Origin of the sequence: Streptomyces sp. NPDC057249 (genome assembly GCF_042669245.1) — a bacterium.
Lineage (GTDB): Bacteria > Actinomycetota > Actinomycetes > Streptomycetales > Streptomycetaceae > Streptomyces.
Genome location: NZ_JBHUXS010000028.1, coordinates 19700 through 35124, shown reverse-complemented (window position 1 = coordinate 35124; position 15425 = coordinate 19700). Strand labels below are relative to the sequence as shown.

The 15425-nt window shown below is 71.8% G+C and carries 9 protein-coding genes; 3 read left to right on the top strand and 6 right to left on the bottom strand.

All coding sequences use genetic code 11. The features are described 5' to 3' along the window. Positions 1-50 precede the first annotated feature (50 nt). From ACFUJY_RS33025 to ACFUJY_RS33015, 3 genes are all read right to left on the bottom strand, one after another. Positions 51-1280, bottom strand: a complete 1230-nt coding sequence (locus tag ACFUJY_RS33025; RefSeq protein ID WP_383306537.1) for a glycosyltransferase family 39 protein — start codon at positions 1278-1280, stop codon at positions 51-53. A gap of 144 nt (positions 1281-1424) precedes the next feature. Then, the gene (locus tag ACFUJY_RS33020; protein WP_383306490.1) at positions 1425-4958 is read right to left on the bottom strand and encodes a CDP-glycerol glycerophosphotransferase family protein; all 3534 of its coding nucleotides are present in this window, start codon (positions 4956-4958) and stop codon (positions 1425-1427) included. 206 nt (positions 4959-5164) lie between these two features. Beyond that, positions 5165-5788 (bottom strand): TetR/AcrR family transcriptional regulator, encoded by a 624-nt coding sequence (locus ACFUJY_RS33015; RefSeq protein WP_383306488.1) that lies wholly within the window; start codon positions 5786-5788, stop codon positions 5165-5167. Positions 5789-5947: 159 nt separating this feature from the next. Between ACFUJY_RS33015 and ACFUJY_RS33010 the strand changes: the two genes are divergently transcribed. Continuing rightward, the gene (locus tag ACFUJY_RS33010) at positions 5948-6886 is read left to right on the top strand and encodes an ABC transporter permease (protein ID WP_383306486.1); all 939 of its coding nucleotides are present in this window, start codon (positions 5948-5950) and stop codon (positions 6884-6886) included. Continuing rightward, positions 6879-7649, top strand: a complete 771-nt coding sequence (locus ACFUJY_RS33005; RefSeq protein WP_383306484.1) for an ABC transporter ATP-binding protein — start codon at positions 6879-6881, stop codon at positions 7647-7649. The genes ACFUJY_RS33010 and ACFUJY_RS33005 overlap by 8 nt, the downstream gene beginning before the upstream one ends. Before the next feature lie 124 nt (positions 7650-7773). Here ACFUJY_RS33005 and ACFUJY_RS33000 read toward each other — a convergent pair whose 3' ends face one another. The 3 genes from ACFUJY_RS33000 to ACFUJY_RS32990 form a co-directional block, all read right to left on the bottom strand. Continuing rightward, on the bottom strand, positions 7774-12777 hold the full coding sequence (locus tag ACFUJY_RS33000; RefSeq protein WP_383306482.1) for an NAD-glutamate dehydrogenase: 5004 nt from the start codon (positions 12775-12777) through the stop codon (positions 7774-7776). A 380-nt stretch (positions 12778-13157) separates the two neighbouring features. Continuing rightward, positions 13158-13835, bottom strand: coding sequence for an HAD family hydrolase (locus tag ACFUJY_RS32995; protein WP_383306481.1), 678 nt, complete (start codon positions 13833-13835; stop codon positions 13158-13160). Positions 13836-13874: 39 nt separating this feature from the next. Continuing rightward, complete coding sequence (locus ACFUJY_RS32990) at positions 13875-14381, bottom strand: DUF6912 family protein (protein WP_383306479.1); 507 nt, start codon at positions 14379-14381, stop codon at positions 13875-13877. 285 nt (positions 14382-14666) lie between these two features. On the opposite strand from ACFUJY_RS32990, the gene ACFUJY_RS32985 reads away from it, so the two are divergent. Next, complete coding sequence (locus ACFUJY_RS32985; RefSeq protein ID WP_383306477.1) at positions 14667-15086, top strand: Rv3235 family protein; 420 nt, start codon at positions 14667-14669, stop codon at positions 15084-15086. Positions 15087-15425: the final 339 nt, after the last annotated feature.

The window sequence follows — 15425 nt, the reverse complement described above, 5'->3', positions numbered from 1 at the left end:
AGTTGCGCTCGGGGTGCGGTGCCGGGGTCGGGGACGGGGGCGTTGCGGGATCAGTCGACGGACGAGCAGGAGCGGAATTCCGTACGGGGGGCCGAGAGGGGCGCCCGCTCGGCGGGGGCGGCGCGCGGGGGCGCGCCCGGGGGCGTGGCCAGGAGGCGGCGGGCGCCGGTGAGCAGGCCGGCCGCCAGGACGAACCAGCCGGCGGCGCCCAGGTACAGCACGGGCTCGCTCCAGCGCACGGCGGACCGGCCGCTGTAGCCGAGGACGGCGACCAGGCCGACGACCGCGCTGTACGCGAACCCTTCGACCGGGCCGAGCACGAACATCCCGGCGGCGGCCCAGGTCAGGTACTGGAGGCCGGACGCGGTGGACAGGAGCAGCAGCAGCCCCAGCGTGACGGCGACGACCCCGGGGGCCTCGGCGGGCCGCAGCCAGGCGAGCCGGACGCCCGCGGCCACGCACACGAGGACGAAGAGGAAGTGGCCGCCGCCCTGCATGAAGGCGATGACCGGCTCGGGCAGCCCGAGGACGTCCGCGAAGCGCACGAGCCCCCACAGCCGGTAGCTGCCGCCCGCGTACTCCAGGACGTTGTGCACCAGGTCCGCGGGCACGGTCAGCAGCGCCGGGCCCCACACGAGCGCGGTGACACCGGCGAACCCGGCGCCGAAGCGGACCAGGACCGGCCGCCCGCCGCGCAGCGCGGCCACGAGGAGGGCCGGGATCACCACGACCGGGATGAACTTGACGCTGATCGAGAGGGCCGCCGCGACACCGGCCGCGAGCGGCGCCTTCCGGTCGGCCAGGAGGTGGGCCGCGGCCAACGCGAAGGCGACGGCGACGGCGTCGGTGTTGCCGTGGTAGCCGGAGGTCGCGATGAGCACCGGGCTGACGGCGACCCCGATCCCGCAGAGCATCGCGGTGCGCGGGGAAGCTCGGCGGCGGACGATCTCGAACACGAGGACCGCGCAGGCGAAGTCGGCGGCCGACGCGGGGACGCGGATCAGCGTGGCGAAGGAGAAGCCGAGTTCGGTGAGTCGGTCGAGGCCCAGCAGCAGCCACCCGGCCAGTGGCGGGTGGTTGTAGACGGGAAGACCGGGAAGCGGGTGCGCGTAGATACGGACGGGCCCGTACCCGGTGATGGCCGCGGCGAACCCCGCGAAGATCCGCACGTCGGCGGGGCCGGGCGAGTTGGCCGCGATGATCATGCGGGTGAGGAGGCCCGCGGTCGCCGCGACGAGCACGGCGGCCCTGGCGCGCCGCACGTCCGTTTCGCCCCACATTCGGATACCCATGAAAGCAGAACGTAGCAAGGTGACGACGCTATGCGACGCAGCGAATCGTCACCGTGGCGTAAACACCGCCCCGGGAAACGCCGATGCCCGGCCGGTACGGACCGGCCGGGCACCGGGGCGCGTCGGTGACGACTACAGCATGCGGTCGACCACACGGGCGGTGGCCCGGCCGTCGTCCAGGTCGCAGAAGTCGTGCCGGAACTGCTCGTACGCCTTGGCGTGTCCGGCGATCGCCTGCTCGGGGTCGCGCAGCGCGGCGATCAGGTCGTCGGAGCCCGGGATCAGGGGCCCGGGCGCCCGCTTCTCGAAGTCGAAGCTGAATCCGCGCAGCGTGTCGCGGTAGTGCTCCAGGTCGTACGTGTGGAACAGCATCGGCCGCCCGGTCTGGGCGAAGTCGAACATCAGCGAGGAGTAGTCGGTGACCAGCGCGTCGCTGATGAGCATGAGCTCGCCGACGTCCGGGTAGCGCGAGACGTCCTTGACGAAGCCCGTACCGCTGTCCGGGAGCCGGTCGGTGACCATGTAGTGACGGCGCACCAGGAGCACGGTGTCCTCGCCGAGTTCGCGCTCGGCGGCGGCCAGGTCGAGCTGGAGCCCCAGCGAGTAGCGCCCGCCGCCGAGGCGCTGGTCCTCGCGCCACGTCGGTGCGTACAGGACGACGCGCTTGCCGGCCGGGATGCCCAGCTTCTCCCGTACCGCGGCGGCGACCTTGGCGCGGTCCGGGGCGTGGAAGATGTCGTTGCGCGGGTAGCCGCACTCCAGCACCTCGCCCTCGAAACCGAACGAACGGCGCAGGACGGGCGTGGAGTACGTGTTGGGCGAGACCAGGAAGTTCCACTGCTTGGCCCGCTCGGCGAGGGTCGCGATGTACCCGGCGTTCGCCTGGGCGGTGCCCGCGAGTTCGAGGCCGATGCGCTTGAGCGGGGTGCCGTGCCAGGTCTGGACGACGGTCTGGTCCTCGCGGCGCACGAACCACTCGGGCAGCTGCGTGTTGGTGATGATGTAGCGGCTGCGGGCCAGCGCCTCGTGCCAGGCGGCCGAGCCGTGCTCGACGGCGGTGGTGCCCTCGGGGACGATCGCCTGCTGGTCGCGGACGACCCAGATGTGCTCCACTTCGGTGCCCCGGCGCACCAGCTCCTCGTAGACGGCGCGCGGCGAGTCCGAGTACTGGCGGCCGTCGAAGGTGCTGTAGAGCGCGGCGGCGCGCAGCGGCTCGGAGCGCTGTGCCGCGTACGCCTCGCTCAGCAGGCGCTTGGCGCGCGGGCCGCGCTCGGCGGCGCTGAGCACGGAGCCGGAGACCACGAGGAGCTGGTCGCCGAAGCGGCGCTCCAGGGTGTAGTCGCGGCCACCGAGCCGGCGGGTGGCGGGCAGGGTGTGGAAGGCGGAGGCGGGGAGCCGCAGCGCGCGGTCGCCGCTCTCGTCGGCGGCGCCCTTGGCCCGGAAGAAGAAGTACCAGTTGCCCTCGCCGAGCGGCACGGCGCCGCCCGGTCCCTCCACCGCGTCCGGCCGCAGCTCGGCGCGGAAGCGGCGGGCGCCCTCGGGCCCGGTGAACTCGACCGGGAAGACCTGCTCCTCGCGGTGGCCGCTGTTCTGCACGACCAGCTCGACCGGGTGCTCCGGGTCCTCGGGGAAGGTGCCCTCCAGGAACAGCCGGCCGTCGTCCGTCCAGCTGGCCAGTTCGACGGCGGGCTGCACGGGGCGGTCGCTGATCACCAGATTGCCGCGCACGCTGGCGACGAGGGCCAGCTCGCGGCGGGCACCGTCCGGCCCGTCGGCGAGCGGGTAGCGGCCGGGGTGGACCGAGCCGGGCGCGTCGAGCGACGCCTTCAGGCCCTTGCCGACGAGGTGGACGCTGTACGCGACGCTCTTCGGGGCGTCCTCGCCGGCGGGGCGGGTCTCCTCGACGGCGGCGAGCGGCAGCTCCGCGGTGAAGCGGTTCCAGCCGGCTCCGGCGCCGGAGCCGACGGTGACCGGCGCCTCGACGGTGGTCTTGGTGGCGCCGTGCGTCAGGACCAGCGTCAGCTCGTCCTTGACGAGGCGGGCGCGGACCACGCCGGTCACCTTGACGGTGCCGGGCTGGTCGCCGGGGCCGTGGGTCTCGAAGCGGGCGTCGACGCGCTCGGAGTGCAGCACGAGCTTGTCGCCCTCGAAGGCGGGGACGATGCGGTGGTCGCCGTCGGGGCGGTGGACGGGCGGCGCGACGGACGCCTCGCGGACCGAGGGGAAGGCGCGGCGCAGCAGGCCGCCCCGGGCGATGCCGACCTGGAACTGGAAGGTGAGCTGCTTGGGTCCGCTGTCCGCCTGGATGCGCAGCTTGGAGGCGTCGACGGAGGTCTCGAAGCCGGCCCGGTGGTAGTCGTGCAGGCTCTGCCGCGAGCGGGCGGTGGCCTCGGGCTCGTCGGTGCGGCGCAGCCGGAGCGGGACGACATGGCGCCGGCCGGCGCGCAGCCAGCCGATCCGGAACTCGGCGGCCCCGCTGGTGACGGGCAGGTTGCGGATGTAGGCGTAGCCGCTGAGGTGCAGCTTGCCGTCGCGCCACCGGGCGTCGCGCAGCCGGGCGGCGAGCGGCAGGTCGCGGTCGGCGACGCGGGCCACGGGCGCGGGCACGGGCCGGGTGAGCACGGGGTAATGGGCCACGCGCTTGCGGATGCCGCTGACCTCGAACGCGCCGGGCTCCCGCTTCTCCTGGAGGAGCAGCGCCAGCAGCTCGTCCATGCGGTGCTCGCGTACCAGGTACCACATCACGCGCAGGCGCAGCGGCAGCCCGTCGAGCACCGAGGGGTCGACCTGGTCGATGAACTTGTTGGTGTACGTGAGGAACGCGTCCCGGTACTCCTGGTCACCGTCCGGCAGGACCTCCATGAAGTACCAGAGGTCGTTGGCCAGCGCGTGCGCCTCGTAGTGGTTCTTGTCGGCGGGGGTGCGCTTCTCGGCCAGGAAGTCCGAGACGCCCTGGACGTGCGCGACGCGGTCGTGGATGCCGCGGACGACGGCCCGGCTGGTGGTGATGGAGCCGGGGCGGTCGCGCCAGTAGTAGACGGGGTCCTTGACGATGTCCACGGAGCCGGCCAGGAAGTGGGCGGGCAGCACGACGGGGATGTCCTCGTACAGCGCGCCGACCGGGAAGGCGAACTCGTGCTTGTCCCAGAAGGAGCGGCGGAAGACCTTGTTGCAGGCGATGCGGTCGCCGAGGAGGTCCAGGTCGCGCGAGACGTGGGTGCGCTTGCGCGTGGTGGCCATGGGCTTGCGGAACATCGGCGACTGCACCAGCTTGCCGCCGGCGCGCAGCCGCAGGACGTTGCCGGACGCCAGGTCCGAGCCGGTCTCCTCCAGCGATTCGACCAGCAGCTCGTAGGCGTTCGGCGGGATGATGTCGTCGCTGTCGCAGAAGGCCAGGTAGCGGCTCTCCGGGTGCGCGTTGCGGAAGCCGGTGTTACGGGCGTGCCCCAGTCCGCCGTTCTTCTGCCTGACCAGCTTGAAGCGGTCGTCGCTCGCGGCGAACTCGGCGGCCAGCGCGGCGCTGCCGTCGGTGGACCCGTCGTCGACCATCACCACCTCGAGGTCGGTCATGGTCTGCTCCGCGAGGGACTTCAGACAGTCCGTCAGGAAGAGTTCCACGTTGTAGACGGGGACAACGACACTGAGCCGTGGCGGCATGTTGAGCACGTCCGTTCATCAAGGGCCTGGCTATCCGTAGGGCTCAACCGCAGGGGCGGTCGGGGGTCACCGGTTACGGTCCCGAACGAGTGACTGCGCCTGCACCGTGCTCGCCCCGTGCACATGCTCCGGAAGGCCCGGTGGGCGGCCCGCCCACCAGATTAACCGATCGAAGGGTGACCCCTACAAGCACGCTGGCACACCCCCGCGCGCGGTCATCGGGCGGGGTCCGCACCCTGTGTGAGCGCCGCCACGGCGGAGGCCGCGAGGTCGTCCAGATACCCCGCGGGCACCTCGCCGCGGACCACCGCCAGCCGCCAGTAGAGCGGTCCGACGATCAGGTCGAGGGCGCGGTCGGGATCGCTGCCGGGCGGCAGCTCACCGCGCGCGACGGCGTCCCGGACGACCACGGCGGCGACGCCCTGCTGCGGGTCGAGCAGAGCGGCCTTGATGGCGTCGGAGATCTCCGGGTTCCGGGCGGCCTCGACCAGCAGGTCCGGGATGACCTGGGAGGCCAGCGGGTGGCGCAGGGCGTACGCGGCCAGTTCGAGCACGGCGCGCACGTCCCCGTACAGGGAGCCGGTTGCGGGGGCGGGCATGCCCTGCGCGGCGACGGCCGAGACCAGGTCCAGGACCAGGTGCAGCTTGGACTTCCAGCGCCGGTAGACGGCGGTCTTGCCGACGCCGGCCCGGCGGGCGATGCCCTCGATGGACATCCGGGCGAATCCGACCGCGGCGAGCTCCGCGAACACCGCGCTGCGGATGGCGTCGGTCACGTCCTCGCGCAGGACGGCGGCTCCCGCCGGGGCTCGGCGGCGGCTTCCGGGGTCGGTGGTCATGGCCGAATCATAGTCCGCGACGACGAAACGGTTGCGTTCCGACGTGAGTGCGTCCTACCCTCGGCGTTGCGACGATACGGTTCCGTCCCGTCGCCGGGCGTGCCCTCCTCCGCCCGCACGCCGTGCCCCCCGCCTGCCCGCCTCCCGTCGAAAGCGATCGTGGTGAGCCAGACAACAGCCCCGGCCCCGGCGGACAGCCCGCCGCCCCTCTCCCCGCCCGTGTACGGCTCCGGCGAGCTCGCCGCGCTCGCCGCGCGGCACGGGCTGACCGTGAGCGGCGCGCGGCCCTCGCTGCCCGCGTACGTGCGGCAGCTGTGGGGGCGGCGGCACTTCATCACGGCCTTCGCCACGGCCAAGCTCACCGCCCAGTACAGCCAGGCGAAGCTCGGCCAGATCTGGCAGATCATGACCCCGCTGCTCAACGCGACGGTCTACTACTTCATCTTCGGCATCCTGATGAAGACGAAGCACGGCGTGCCCGACTTCGTGCCGTTCCTGGTCACCGGCGTCTTCATCTGGACGTTCACCAGTTCCTCGATCACCGCCGGCACCCGCGCGATCAGCGGCAACATCGGCCTCGTACGGGCGCTGCACTTCCCGCGCGCCTCGCTGCCGGTCGCGCTGGCCCTGCAACAGCTCCAGCAGCTGCTGTTCTCGCTGGGGGCGCTGGTCCTGATCCTGCTGGCCTTCGGGCAGTACCCGCGGCCGGCCTGGCTGCTGGCGGTGCCGGCCCTGGCCCTCCAGGCCGTCTTCAACACCGGGATCTCGATGGCCATGGCTCGGCTCGCCGCGCGCACCCCGGACATCGCCCAGCTCACCCCGTTCGTGCTGCGCACCTGGATGTACGCCTCGGGCGTGATGTGGAGCATGGACACGATGCTGCGCGGGGACCGGGTGCCGGACTGGGTGAAGCTGGCGCTCGAACTGAACCCGGCGGCCGTCTTCATCGACCTGGTGAGGTTCGCGCTCATCGACAGCTTCGGCGGCGGTCAGCTGCCGCCGCACGTCTGGGCGGTCGCGGCCGGCTGGGCGCTGGTGTGCGGCGCGGGCGGCTTCATCTACTTCTGGAAGGCCGAGGAGAGTTACGGACGTGGCTGATTCCCGCACGCCCACCGTCGTCGTGGACGACGTCCACATCACGTACAAGGTCAACGGCGCCCGCACCGGCCGGGGCAGCGCCACCTCCGCGCTGAGCCGGATCGCCTCCCGCCGGCAGGCCCCGGGCGTGCGCGAGGTGCACGCCGTCAAGGGCGTCAGCTTCGCCGCGTACAAGGGGGAGGCGATCGGACTCATCGGCTCCAACGGCTCGGGCAAGTCCACCCTGCTGAAGGCCATCGCGGGCCTGCTCCCCACCGCGAAGGGCCGCGTCCACACCCACGGCCAGCCCTCGCTGCTCGGCGTCAACGCCGCCCTGATGAGCGACCTGACCGGCGAGCGCAACGTGGTGCTCGGCGGCCTCGCGATGGGCATGACGCGCGCGGAGATCCGCGAACGCTACGACGACATCGTGGACTTCTCCGGCATCAACGACAAGGGCGACTTCATCACCCTGCCGATGCGCACGTACTCCTCCGGCATGGGCGCCCGCCTCCGCTTCTCGATCGCCGCCGCGAAGAACCACGACGTCCTGCTGATCGACGAGGCCCTCTCCACCGGCGACGCCCGCTTCCAGCAACGCAGCAAGGCCAGAATCCTCGAACTGCGCGAACAGGCCGGAACGGTGTTCCTGGTGAGCCACCACAACAAGTCGATCACCGAAACCTGCGACCGGGCACTGTGGCTGGAGTCCGGAACCCTCCGCATGGACGGCCCGGCGAAGGAAGTCATGGCGGAGTACGAAAGGTTCACAAAAAACCGATAACCCCAGCCCCCGGCCACATCCAGCCCGCCCGGCGATTGAGGGCATCCTTTCAAGCCCGTCCGGCGATTGAGGACAAGGGCGGGCGGCCACGCCCCGCAGCCGCCCACCCCACCCTCGGCGCAGCCTAGACGTGCGTACGCAACAACGTCCGCATCGTCCGCATAGCCACCGAAAGATTCGCCAGATCGAACGCGTCCGACCCCTGGATCTCCTCCAGCGTCGACCGCGACCGGGCCAGAATCGCCGCGTTCTTCTCCTCCCACGCCGCGAACCGCTCCTGCGGCGACGACGACCCGTTGCCCACGCTCAGCACATCGGCCGTCAGCGCCGCATGCGCCGCGTACAGGTCCTCGCGGATGGACGCCCGCGCCATGGACTGCCACCGGTCCGCCCGGGGCAGTTCGATGATCCGGTCCATCAGCTGCGTGATCCCCAGCCGGTCCGCCAGGTCGTAGTACACCTCGGCGACGGCCAGCGGCTCCTTGCCGGTACGGTCCGCGATCGCCACGATGTCGAGCGCGGGGAAGGCGGAGGAGAAGCCGGCGACGCGCTGCGCCAGCTCGTCCGGGACGCCCGCCCCGGTCAGCTCGTCCAGGATGCCCTGGTACCACTCCTGGTCGGCGCCCTTCAGCATCTTCGGCAGCGCCGCCCAGACCTGCTCGACGCCCTCGCGGAAGAAGTCGACCGTCTCGGAGATCGCCAGCGGCTGCGGCCGGTTGCCCAGCAGCCAGCGCGAGCCGCGCTCGACCAGCCGCCGCGAGTGCAGCCGCACCCGGGTCTGGACGTCGGCGGCGACCTCGTTGTCGAGGGCTTCCACCGCGTCCCAGACCTCACCGAGCCCGAAGATCTCGCGGGCCGCGAACTGCGCCCGCACGATCTCCTCGATGGAGGCCCCGGTCTCCTCCCGCAGCCGGTGCAGGAAGGTCGAACCACCGCTGTTGACCGTGTCGTTGACCAGCACCGTGGTGATGATCTCGCGCCGCAGGGCGTGCCCGTCGACGGCCTCGGCGTAGCGCGTGCGCAGCTGCTCCGGGAAGTAGGCGTGCAGCAGCTTCTGGAGGTGCGGGTCGTCGGGCAGGCTGGTCCCGATCAGCTCCTGCGCCGCCGTGATCTTCGTGTAGGCGAGCAGCACGGCCAGCTCGGGCTGCGTCAGCCCCTTGCCGGCGTTCAGCAGCTCACGGATCTGCCGGTCGCTGGGCAGGAACTCCAGCGCCCGGTCCAGGTGGCCGTCGCGCCCGAGCCGCCGCATGAAGCGCTGCTGGGCGTGGAGCAGGGAGGGCGCCTGGGCGACCGAGTTGGCCAGGGCGGTGTTCTGCGCGTAGTTGTTGCGCAGCACCAGGTGCCCGATCTCGTCGGTCATCTCGGCGAGCAGCTTGTTGCGCTGCTTGACCGTCATGTCGCCGTCCCGCACCAGCCCGTTGAGCAGGATCTTGATGTTCACCTCGTGGTCGGAGGTGTCGACGCCGGCGCTGTTGTCGATCGCGTCGGTGTTGATCCGGCCGCCGTCCCGGGCGAACTCGATCCGGCCGAGCTGGGTGGCACCGAGGTTGCCGCCCTCGCCGACGACCTTGGCGCGCAGGTCGGCGCCGTTGACGCGGATCGCGTCGTTGCCCTTGTCGCCGACGTCCGCGTTCGACTCGGCGGTGGACTTGATGTACGTGCCGATGCCGCCGTTCCACACGAGGTCGACGGGGGCCTTGAGGATGGCCTGCATCAGCTCGGCGGGCGTCAGCTTGCTCACGCCGGCCTCGATGCCCAGCGCCTCGCGCACGTGGGCGTTGACCGGGATGGACTTGGCGCTGCGCGGGTGGACGCCGCCGCCCGCGGAGATCAGGTCCTTGTCGTAGTCGGCCCAGGAGCTGCGCGGCAGGTCGAAGAGGCGGCGCCGCTCGGCGTAGGAGGTGGCCGCGTCCGGGTTCGGGTCGATGAAGATGTGCCGGTGGTCGAACGCGGCGACGAGCCTGATGTGCTCGGAGAGCAGCATGCCGTTGCCGAAGACGTCACCGGACATGTCACCGACGCCGACGACGGTGAAGTCCTCGGTCTGGGTGTCGTGGCCGAGCTCCCGGAAGTGCCGCTTGACGGACTCCCAGGCGCCGCGGGCGGTGATGCCCATGCCCTTGTGGTCGTAACCGGCCGAACCGCCGGAGGCGAACGCGTCCCCGAGCCAGAAGCCGTACGCGACGGCGACCTCGTTGGCGATGTCGGAGAACTTCGCGGTGCCCTTGTCCGCCGCGACGACCAGGTACGTGTCGTCCTCGTCGTGCCGGACGACGTCCTTGGGCGGGACGACCTCGCCGGCCACCATGTTGTCGGTGATGTCGAGGAGCGCCGAGATGAAGGTGCGGTACGCGGCGATGCCCTCGGCCATCCAGGCGTCCCGGTCGGACGGGTCGGGCAGCTGCTTGGCGACGAAGCCGCCCTTCGCGCCGACCGGCACGATGACGGTGTTCTTCACCATCTGCGCCTTGACCAGGCCCAGGATCTCCGTACGGAAGTCCTCGCGCCGGTCCGACCAGCGCAGGCCGCCGCGGGCGACCTTGCCGAAGCGCAGGTGGACGCCCTCCACCCGCGGCGAGTAGACCCAGATCTCGAACGCCGGGCGCGGCGCCGGCAGGTCCGGGATGGACTGCGGGTCGAACTTCATCGAGACGTACGCGTGCGGCTCGCCGTCGTCCGCGTGCTGGAAGAAGTTGGTGCGCAGGGTGGCCTTGATGACGGTGAGGAAGGAGCGCAGGATGCGGTCCTCGTCGAGCGAGGCGACCTGGTCGAGGGCTCCGTCGAGCTCTTCGAGGAGTCCGTCGGTCAGCTCCGTGCCCGCGCTCTGGCGGCCCGGCGACATCCGGGCCTCGAAGAGCGAGACGAGCAGCCGGGTGGTGTGGACGTTGTTCTGGAGGGTGGACTCCATGTAGTCCTGGCTGAACGTGGAGCCGGCCTGGCGCAGGTACTTCGCGTAGGCGCGCAGCACCATGGCCTGGCGCCAGTCCAGGCCGGCGCTCAGCACCAGCGCGTTGAATCCGTCGTTCTCCGCCTCGCCGGTCCAGACGGCGGCGAAGGCGTCCTGGAACCGCTCGCGCGCACCGTCGGCCAGGTAGCCGCCGTTGGCGGTGGCCTGCGGCATCCGCAGCCCGAAGTCGTAGATCCAGGCGTGCGTACGGTCCGCGCAGCGCAGCTCGTAGGGCCGCTCGTCGACGACCTCGACGCCGAGCCGCTGGAGGGCGGGCAGCACGGCGGACAGCGAGACCTGCTCACCGGTGCGGTAGATCTTGAAGCGCCGCTCGCCGGGGGCGGCGCCGACGGGCTCGTACAGGCTGAGGGAGAAGCTCCGCTCGTTCTCCTTGAGCGCTTCGAGGTGGACGAGGTCGGCGACGGCGGCGCGCGCCGAGTGGTCGGCCTTGTAGCCCTCGGGGAAGGAGTGCCCGTACTGGCGGAGCAGTTCGGCGGCGCGCTCCTCACCGCACTCGGCGTTCAGCGCCTCCTGGAAGCCGTCGGCCCAGGAGCGGGCGGCCTCGACCAGGCGCGCCTCGATGCGGTCGGTCTCGGCGTCGGTGAGGCTGGGCAGCTCGCTGCCGGGCGCGACACGGACGACGAAGTGCAGCCGGGAGAGGATCGACTCGGTGTTCCAGGCCGTGAAGTCGACGCTGGTGCCGTTCAGTTCCTCCTTGAGGATGTCGATCAGCCGCAGCCGCACACCGGTGGTGTAGCGGTCGCGCGGCAGGTAGACGATCGCGGAGTAGTAGCGGCCGTACTCGTCCTGGCGCAGGTAGAGGCGCAGCCGGCGCCGCTCCTGGAGGTAGAGCACCGAGGTGACGATCGAGCGGAGCTGGTCGACGGGCGTCTGGAACAGCTCGTCGCGGGGGTAGGTCTCCAGGATCTGGAGCAGGTCGCGGCCGTCGTGGCTGTTGGGCGTGAACCCGGCGCCCTCCAGCACCTCGGCGACCTTGCGGCGGATCACGGGGACCCGGCGCACGGACTCGGTGTAGGCGGCGGACGAGAACAGGCCGAGGAAGCGGCGCTCGCCGACGACGTTGCCCTCGGCGTCGAACTTCTTCACGCCGACGTAGTCGAGGTAGCTGGGGCGGTGCACGGTCGCCCGGCTGTTGGCCTTGGTCAGGACGAGGAGCTTGTGCTCGCGGGCCTTGGCACGGGCGTCGGCGGGCAGCCGGTCGAAGGACGGGCTGACGGGGTGCGCTTCGTCCTCGGTGTGGTGCGGGTCGGAGCGCAGGATGCCGAGTCCGGTGCCGGGGACGGCGGCCAGCGCGTCGGAGTCCTTCAGCTCGTACTCGCGGTAGCCGAGGAAGGTGAAGTGGTCGGCGGCGAGCCAGCGCAGCAGCTCCCGGGCCTCGTTGACCTCGTCGTCGGCGAGGTCGTCCAGCGGTTCGCCGGGCAGGTCGTCGGCGATGCGGAGCGCCGCGCTGCGCATCTTCTCCCAGTCCTCGACGGTCTCCCGTACGTCGGACAGGACGCGCAGCAGGTCCGTCTGGATCTGCTTGAGGTCGGCGCGGTCGGTCTCGCGGTCGATCTCGACGTGGATCCAGGACTCGACCAGCGCGTCGTGCGGCAGGCCCGCCTTGGCGTCCTTGGGACCCTTGCCGCCGTCCCGGCGGGTGCCGTCGGTCAGGACCTCGACCAGCTTGCCGGTCACATCGCGGCGGACGACGACCTGCGGGTGGATCACGACGTGGATGCCGCGGCCCTGGCGGGAGAGCTCGTTGGTCACGGAGTCGACCAGGAACGGCATGTCGTCGGTGACGACCTCGACCACGGAGTGGCTGCACGTCCAGCCGTTCTCCTCGACGGTCGGGGTGTGCACCCGGACGTTGGCCTTGCCCTGGGGGCGTTCCTCGGCCAGCCGGTAATGGGACGAGGCGGCGCCGAAGACGTCGATCGGGTCCCGGCCCACGATGTCCTCGGGGGCCGTGTGCAGGTAGTAGCGCTGGAGGTAGGAGAGCAGGACGTCCTGGCGGGAGTGCTCCTGCCCGGCCCCCGAGCCGTCGGCCCCGGTGGCCGCGACGTGCACCCGGGGGGCACCGCCCGGCCCGCCGACACCACCGCCCGGGCTGTTGTCAGCTACCTTGGCGGCCCGTGCGAGCAGCTCGGCCTTGGCTTCGTCCAGCTTGGTCTGCATGTCCTCTGGCTCCTGTCGCGCGCCGTTGCGTGACGTAGGTGAAAAGGTCGGCGTAACGCCACGACGCGGGTTTTCCGGTCGGGGTCGACGCTATGCCGCGGGGAGAGACCGCCGGGACCGTATCGGCCATTTTCAGCGGCCGGTCCGGGCGGGAGGGATCAGCCGAGGCAGCCCGGGCACGGTGGCGCTCCGGGCGCGGGCCGGGGGCTTCGCTGCCCCCGAGGCATATCGCGCTGATCACGGGACCAGGCTATCTCGCCCGCACCGGTGACCGTCACGATCCGGATGTGTACAAAAGAAGGCCGCGAAATTTGACACTCTGGACAGTGCGGACGGGGCCCTCCCCCGGCTGCGGACGCGCCCGACGGGGCTCCTCCCGGCTACCGGGTCAGCTGCTCGGCGAGCGCTATGGCGTCGGTCAGCGTGTCCACGACGGGCACCCCGGCCTTCTCCAGGCTGGCACGGCTGTGCGAACCGCCTGTGTAGAGGACGGCCTGGGCACCGGCGTACGCGGCGGCCACGGCGTCGTCCACCGCGTCACCTATGACGACCGTGCGCTGCGGGGATATCCCGTCCATGGCGGCGAGATGCCGCGCCATGTACTCCGACTTGCTGCCGCCGGACGGACCGGTGCGCCCGTCCACGCGTACGAAGTGCCGCTCGATGCCGAATCCGCGCACGACGGGGACCAGCTCCTCGTGCCGGTACATGCTCATGATCGACTGACTGTGCCCGGTCAGCTGCCACCGGGCCAGCAGTTCGGCGGCCCCGGCGGTCAGCCCGCAGGCGTCGCGCTGCGCGGTGTAGTGGCGGTGGAAGACCCCGTCCATCCGCTCCCACTCGGCGTCAGTGGGGAGCCGGCCCATCAGCCGCTCGTAGAACCGGGGTATCGGGATGCAGTACATCTCCCGGTACTGCTCCACGGTGATCGGCGCCAGGCCGACCTCACCGAAGGCGGCGTTGGTCGCGCCGACGACGGCGGTGTTGTCGTCGAGCAGCGTGCCGTTCCAGTCCCAGACCAGATGCGTGCGGTGGTGTTCCCCCGGTGCGATCCCCATGCCGGAAACGGTACTCGCCCCCACTGACAACCGGCCGCCCTACCCGATCAGGCCGGGGATCTCCTGCACCCCGAACCACAGCAGCTCGTGGTCCTCGGCGCCGTCGACGGTGAACTGCGCGTCGTCGTCCCCCAGGTCCGCGGCCCCGAGCGCGGCCGCGGCGGCCGTGACGTCCTCGTCCGCGTCGTCGGAGTCGACGTGCACCGCGGCGGCCTTGGCCAGCGGGACGGCGGCGGCGATCGTGACCTCGCCGAGCGAGGAGGCGTCCAGGATGTGGTCCGGGTCGGCGACCGCGTCCCCGTCGGCCACGTCGACGGCGACGACGACACGGCGCCTGGCCGCCCGCGGGTCCCCGGCGATCAGCCGCAGCGAGGCGGAGGCGGCCCGGTTGAGCGCCGCGTACTCCAGCTCTTCGATGTCGTCGGAGACGTACCACTCACGCAGCGCCGGGGTGACGGCGTAGGCGGTGAGCGGACCGGGCCCCAGCTCACCCGCCCGGTGCGCGGCGGCGAGCCCGGCGAGGGTCAGGGGTACGTACACGCGCATGGCTCGGCCGCTTTCGTAGTCGGAGACGCCCTCAGGATACGTGCGACGTCCCCCTTTGGGGTTACCCGTACGCCCCGGTCCCCGTCCACCCGGCGACGCCCCACTCACCCCCGCGCCCCGCACCGCGCCCGGCTCCCCCGCCCTCCGACCACCCGGACAGGTGAATCCCGCCGCACCCCGCCCGCCCTCTCCGACACTTGCGACAAATCCGACTCCCCCGTAGAAGATCCCCCAACAGAAGTTACCGCCCGGTATAGCCGGGCCTCTGGAGCACGGGGGCGACAGATGACCACGGACAGGACCCGGCCCGCAGGACGCCGCGACACCCGCAGGCCCGAAGCCGTACCGGCCCAGCGCCACCGCGTCCCGAGGCGCATGCGTCCCCACCACTGGTTCGCGGAACGCCTGCTCGCGGTCCTGAGCGGCCAGCGCCCGGTCCACTGGATGCTGGGCCACACCATCGGCGACGCCTACGACCAACTGGCCGAACTCGCCCCCACGACCCCCTTGCGCACCCGGGGCACCCGCCCGGTCATCCGCATGTGCCGAGGCGCCCAGCCGGCCCCCGGCGTGGTGGAGGCCTGCGCGAGCATCGCCGCAGGCGAGGAAGTCCGGGCCATGGCCTTCCGCCTGGAACAGGGCCCGGACCTCCGCTGGCGCTGCGCAGCGGTGGAACTGGGCAACACCCCGATGCGCACGCGGTGAGCGCGCATAAGGAACGCGGACGAGCACCCCCGTGACAGCGGACCGGGGCCGGACTCTCCGTGACCCCTCGGACCATCGGACCCGGAAGGCTCGGAGCCCTCGCGGAGGGCCAGGAGGCGAAGGAACGGACAGAGGGGTGCCGAGGAGGCCGGAGAGCCGTGTGCAGGGCGCTCAGGAAGCCGCACAGAGCCCGAGGGGCTGCGCGGGAAGGCCCCGAGGGCTGCGCAGGGAGCCAAGGGCCGTAGCGGGCCCGCAGCCCCACGCACGCCCTTCCGGAGCCTCACCGGCCCCTCACCGGCCCCACGCATGCCCTCCCGGGGCTCCGCGGCCCCCTCCCCC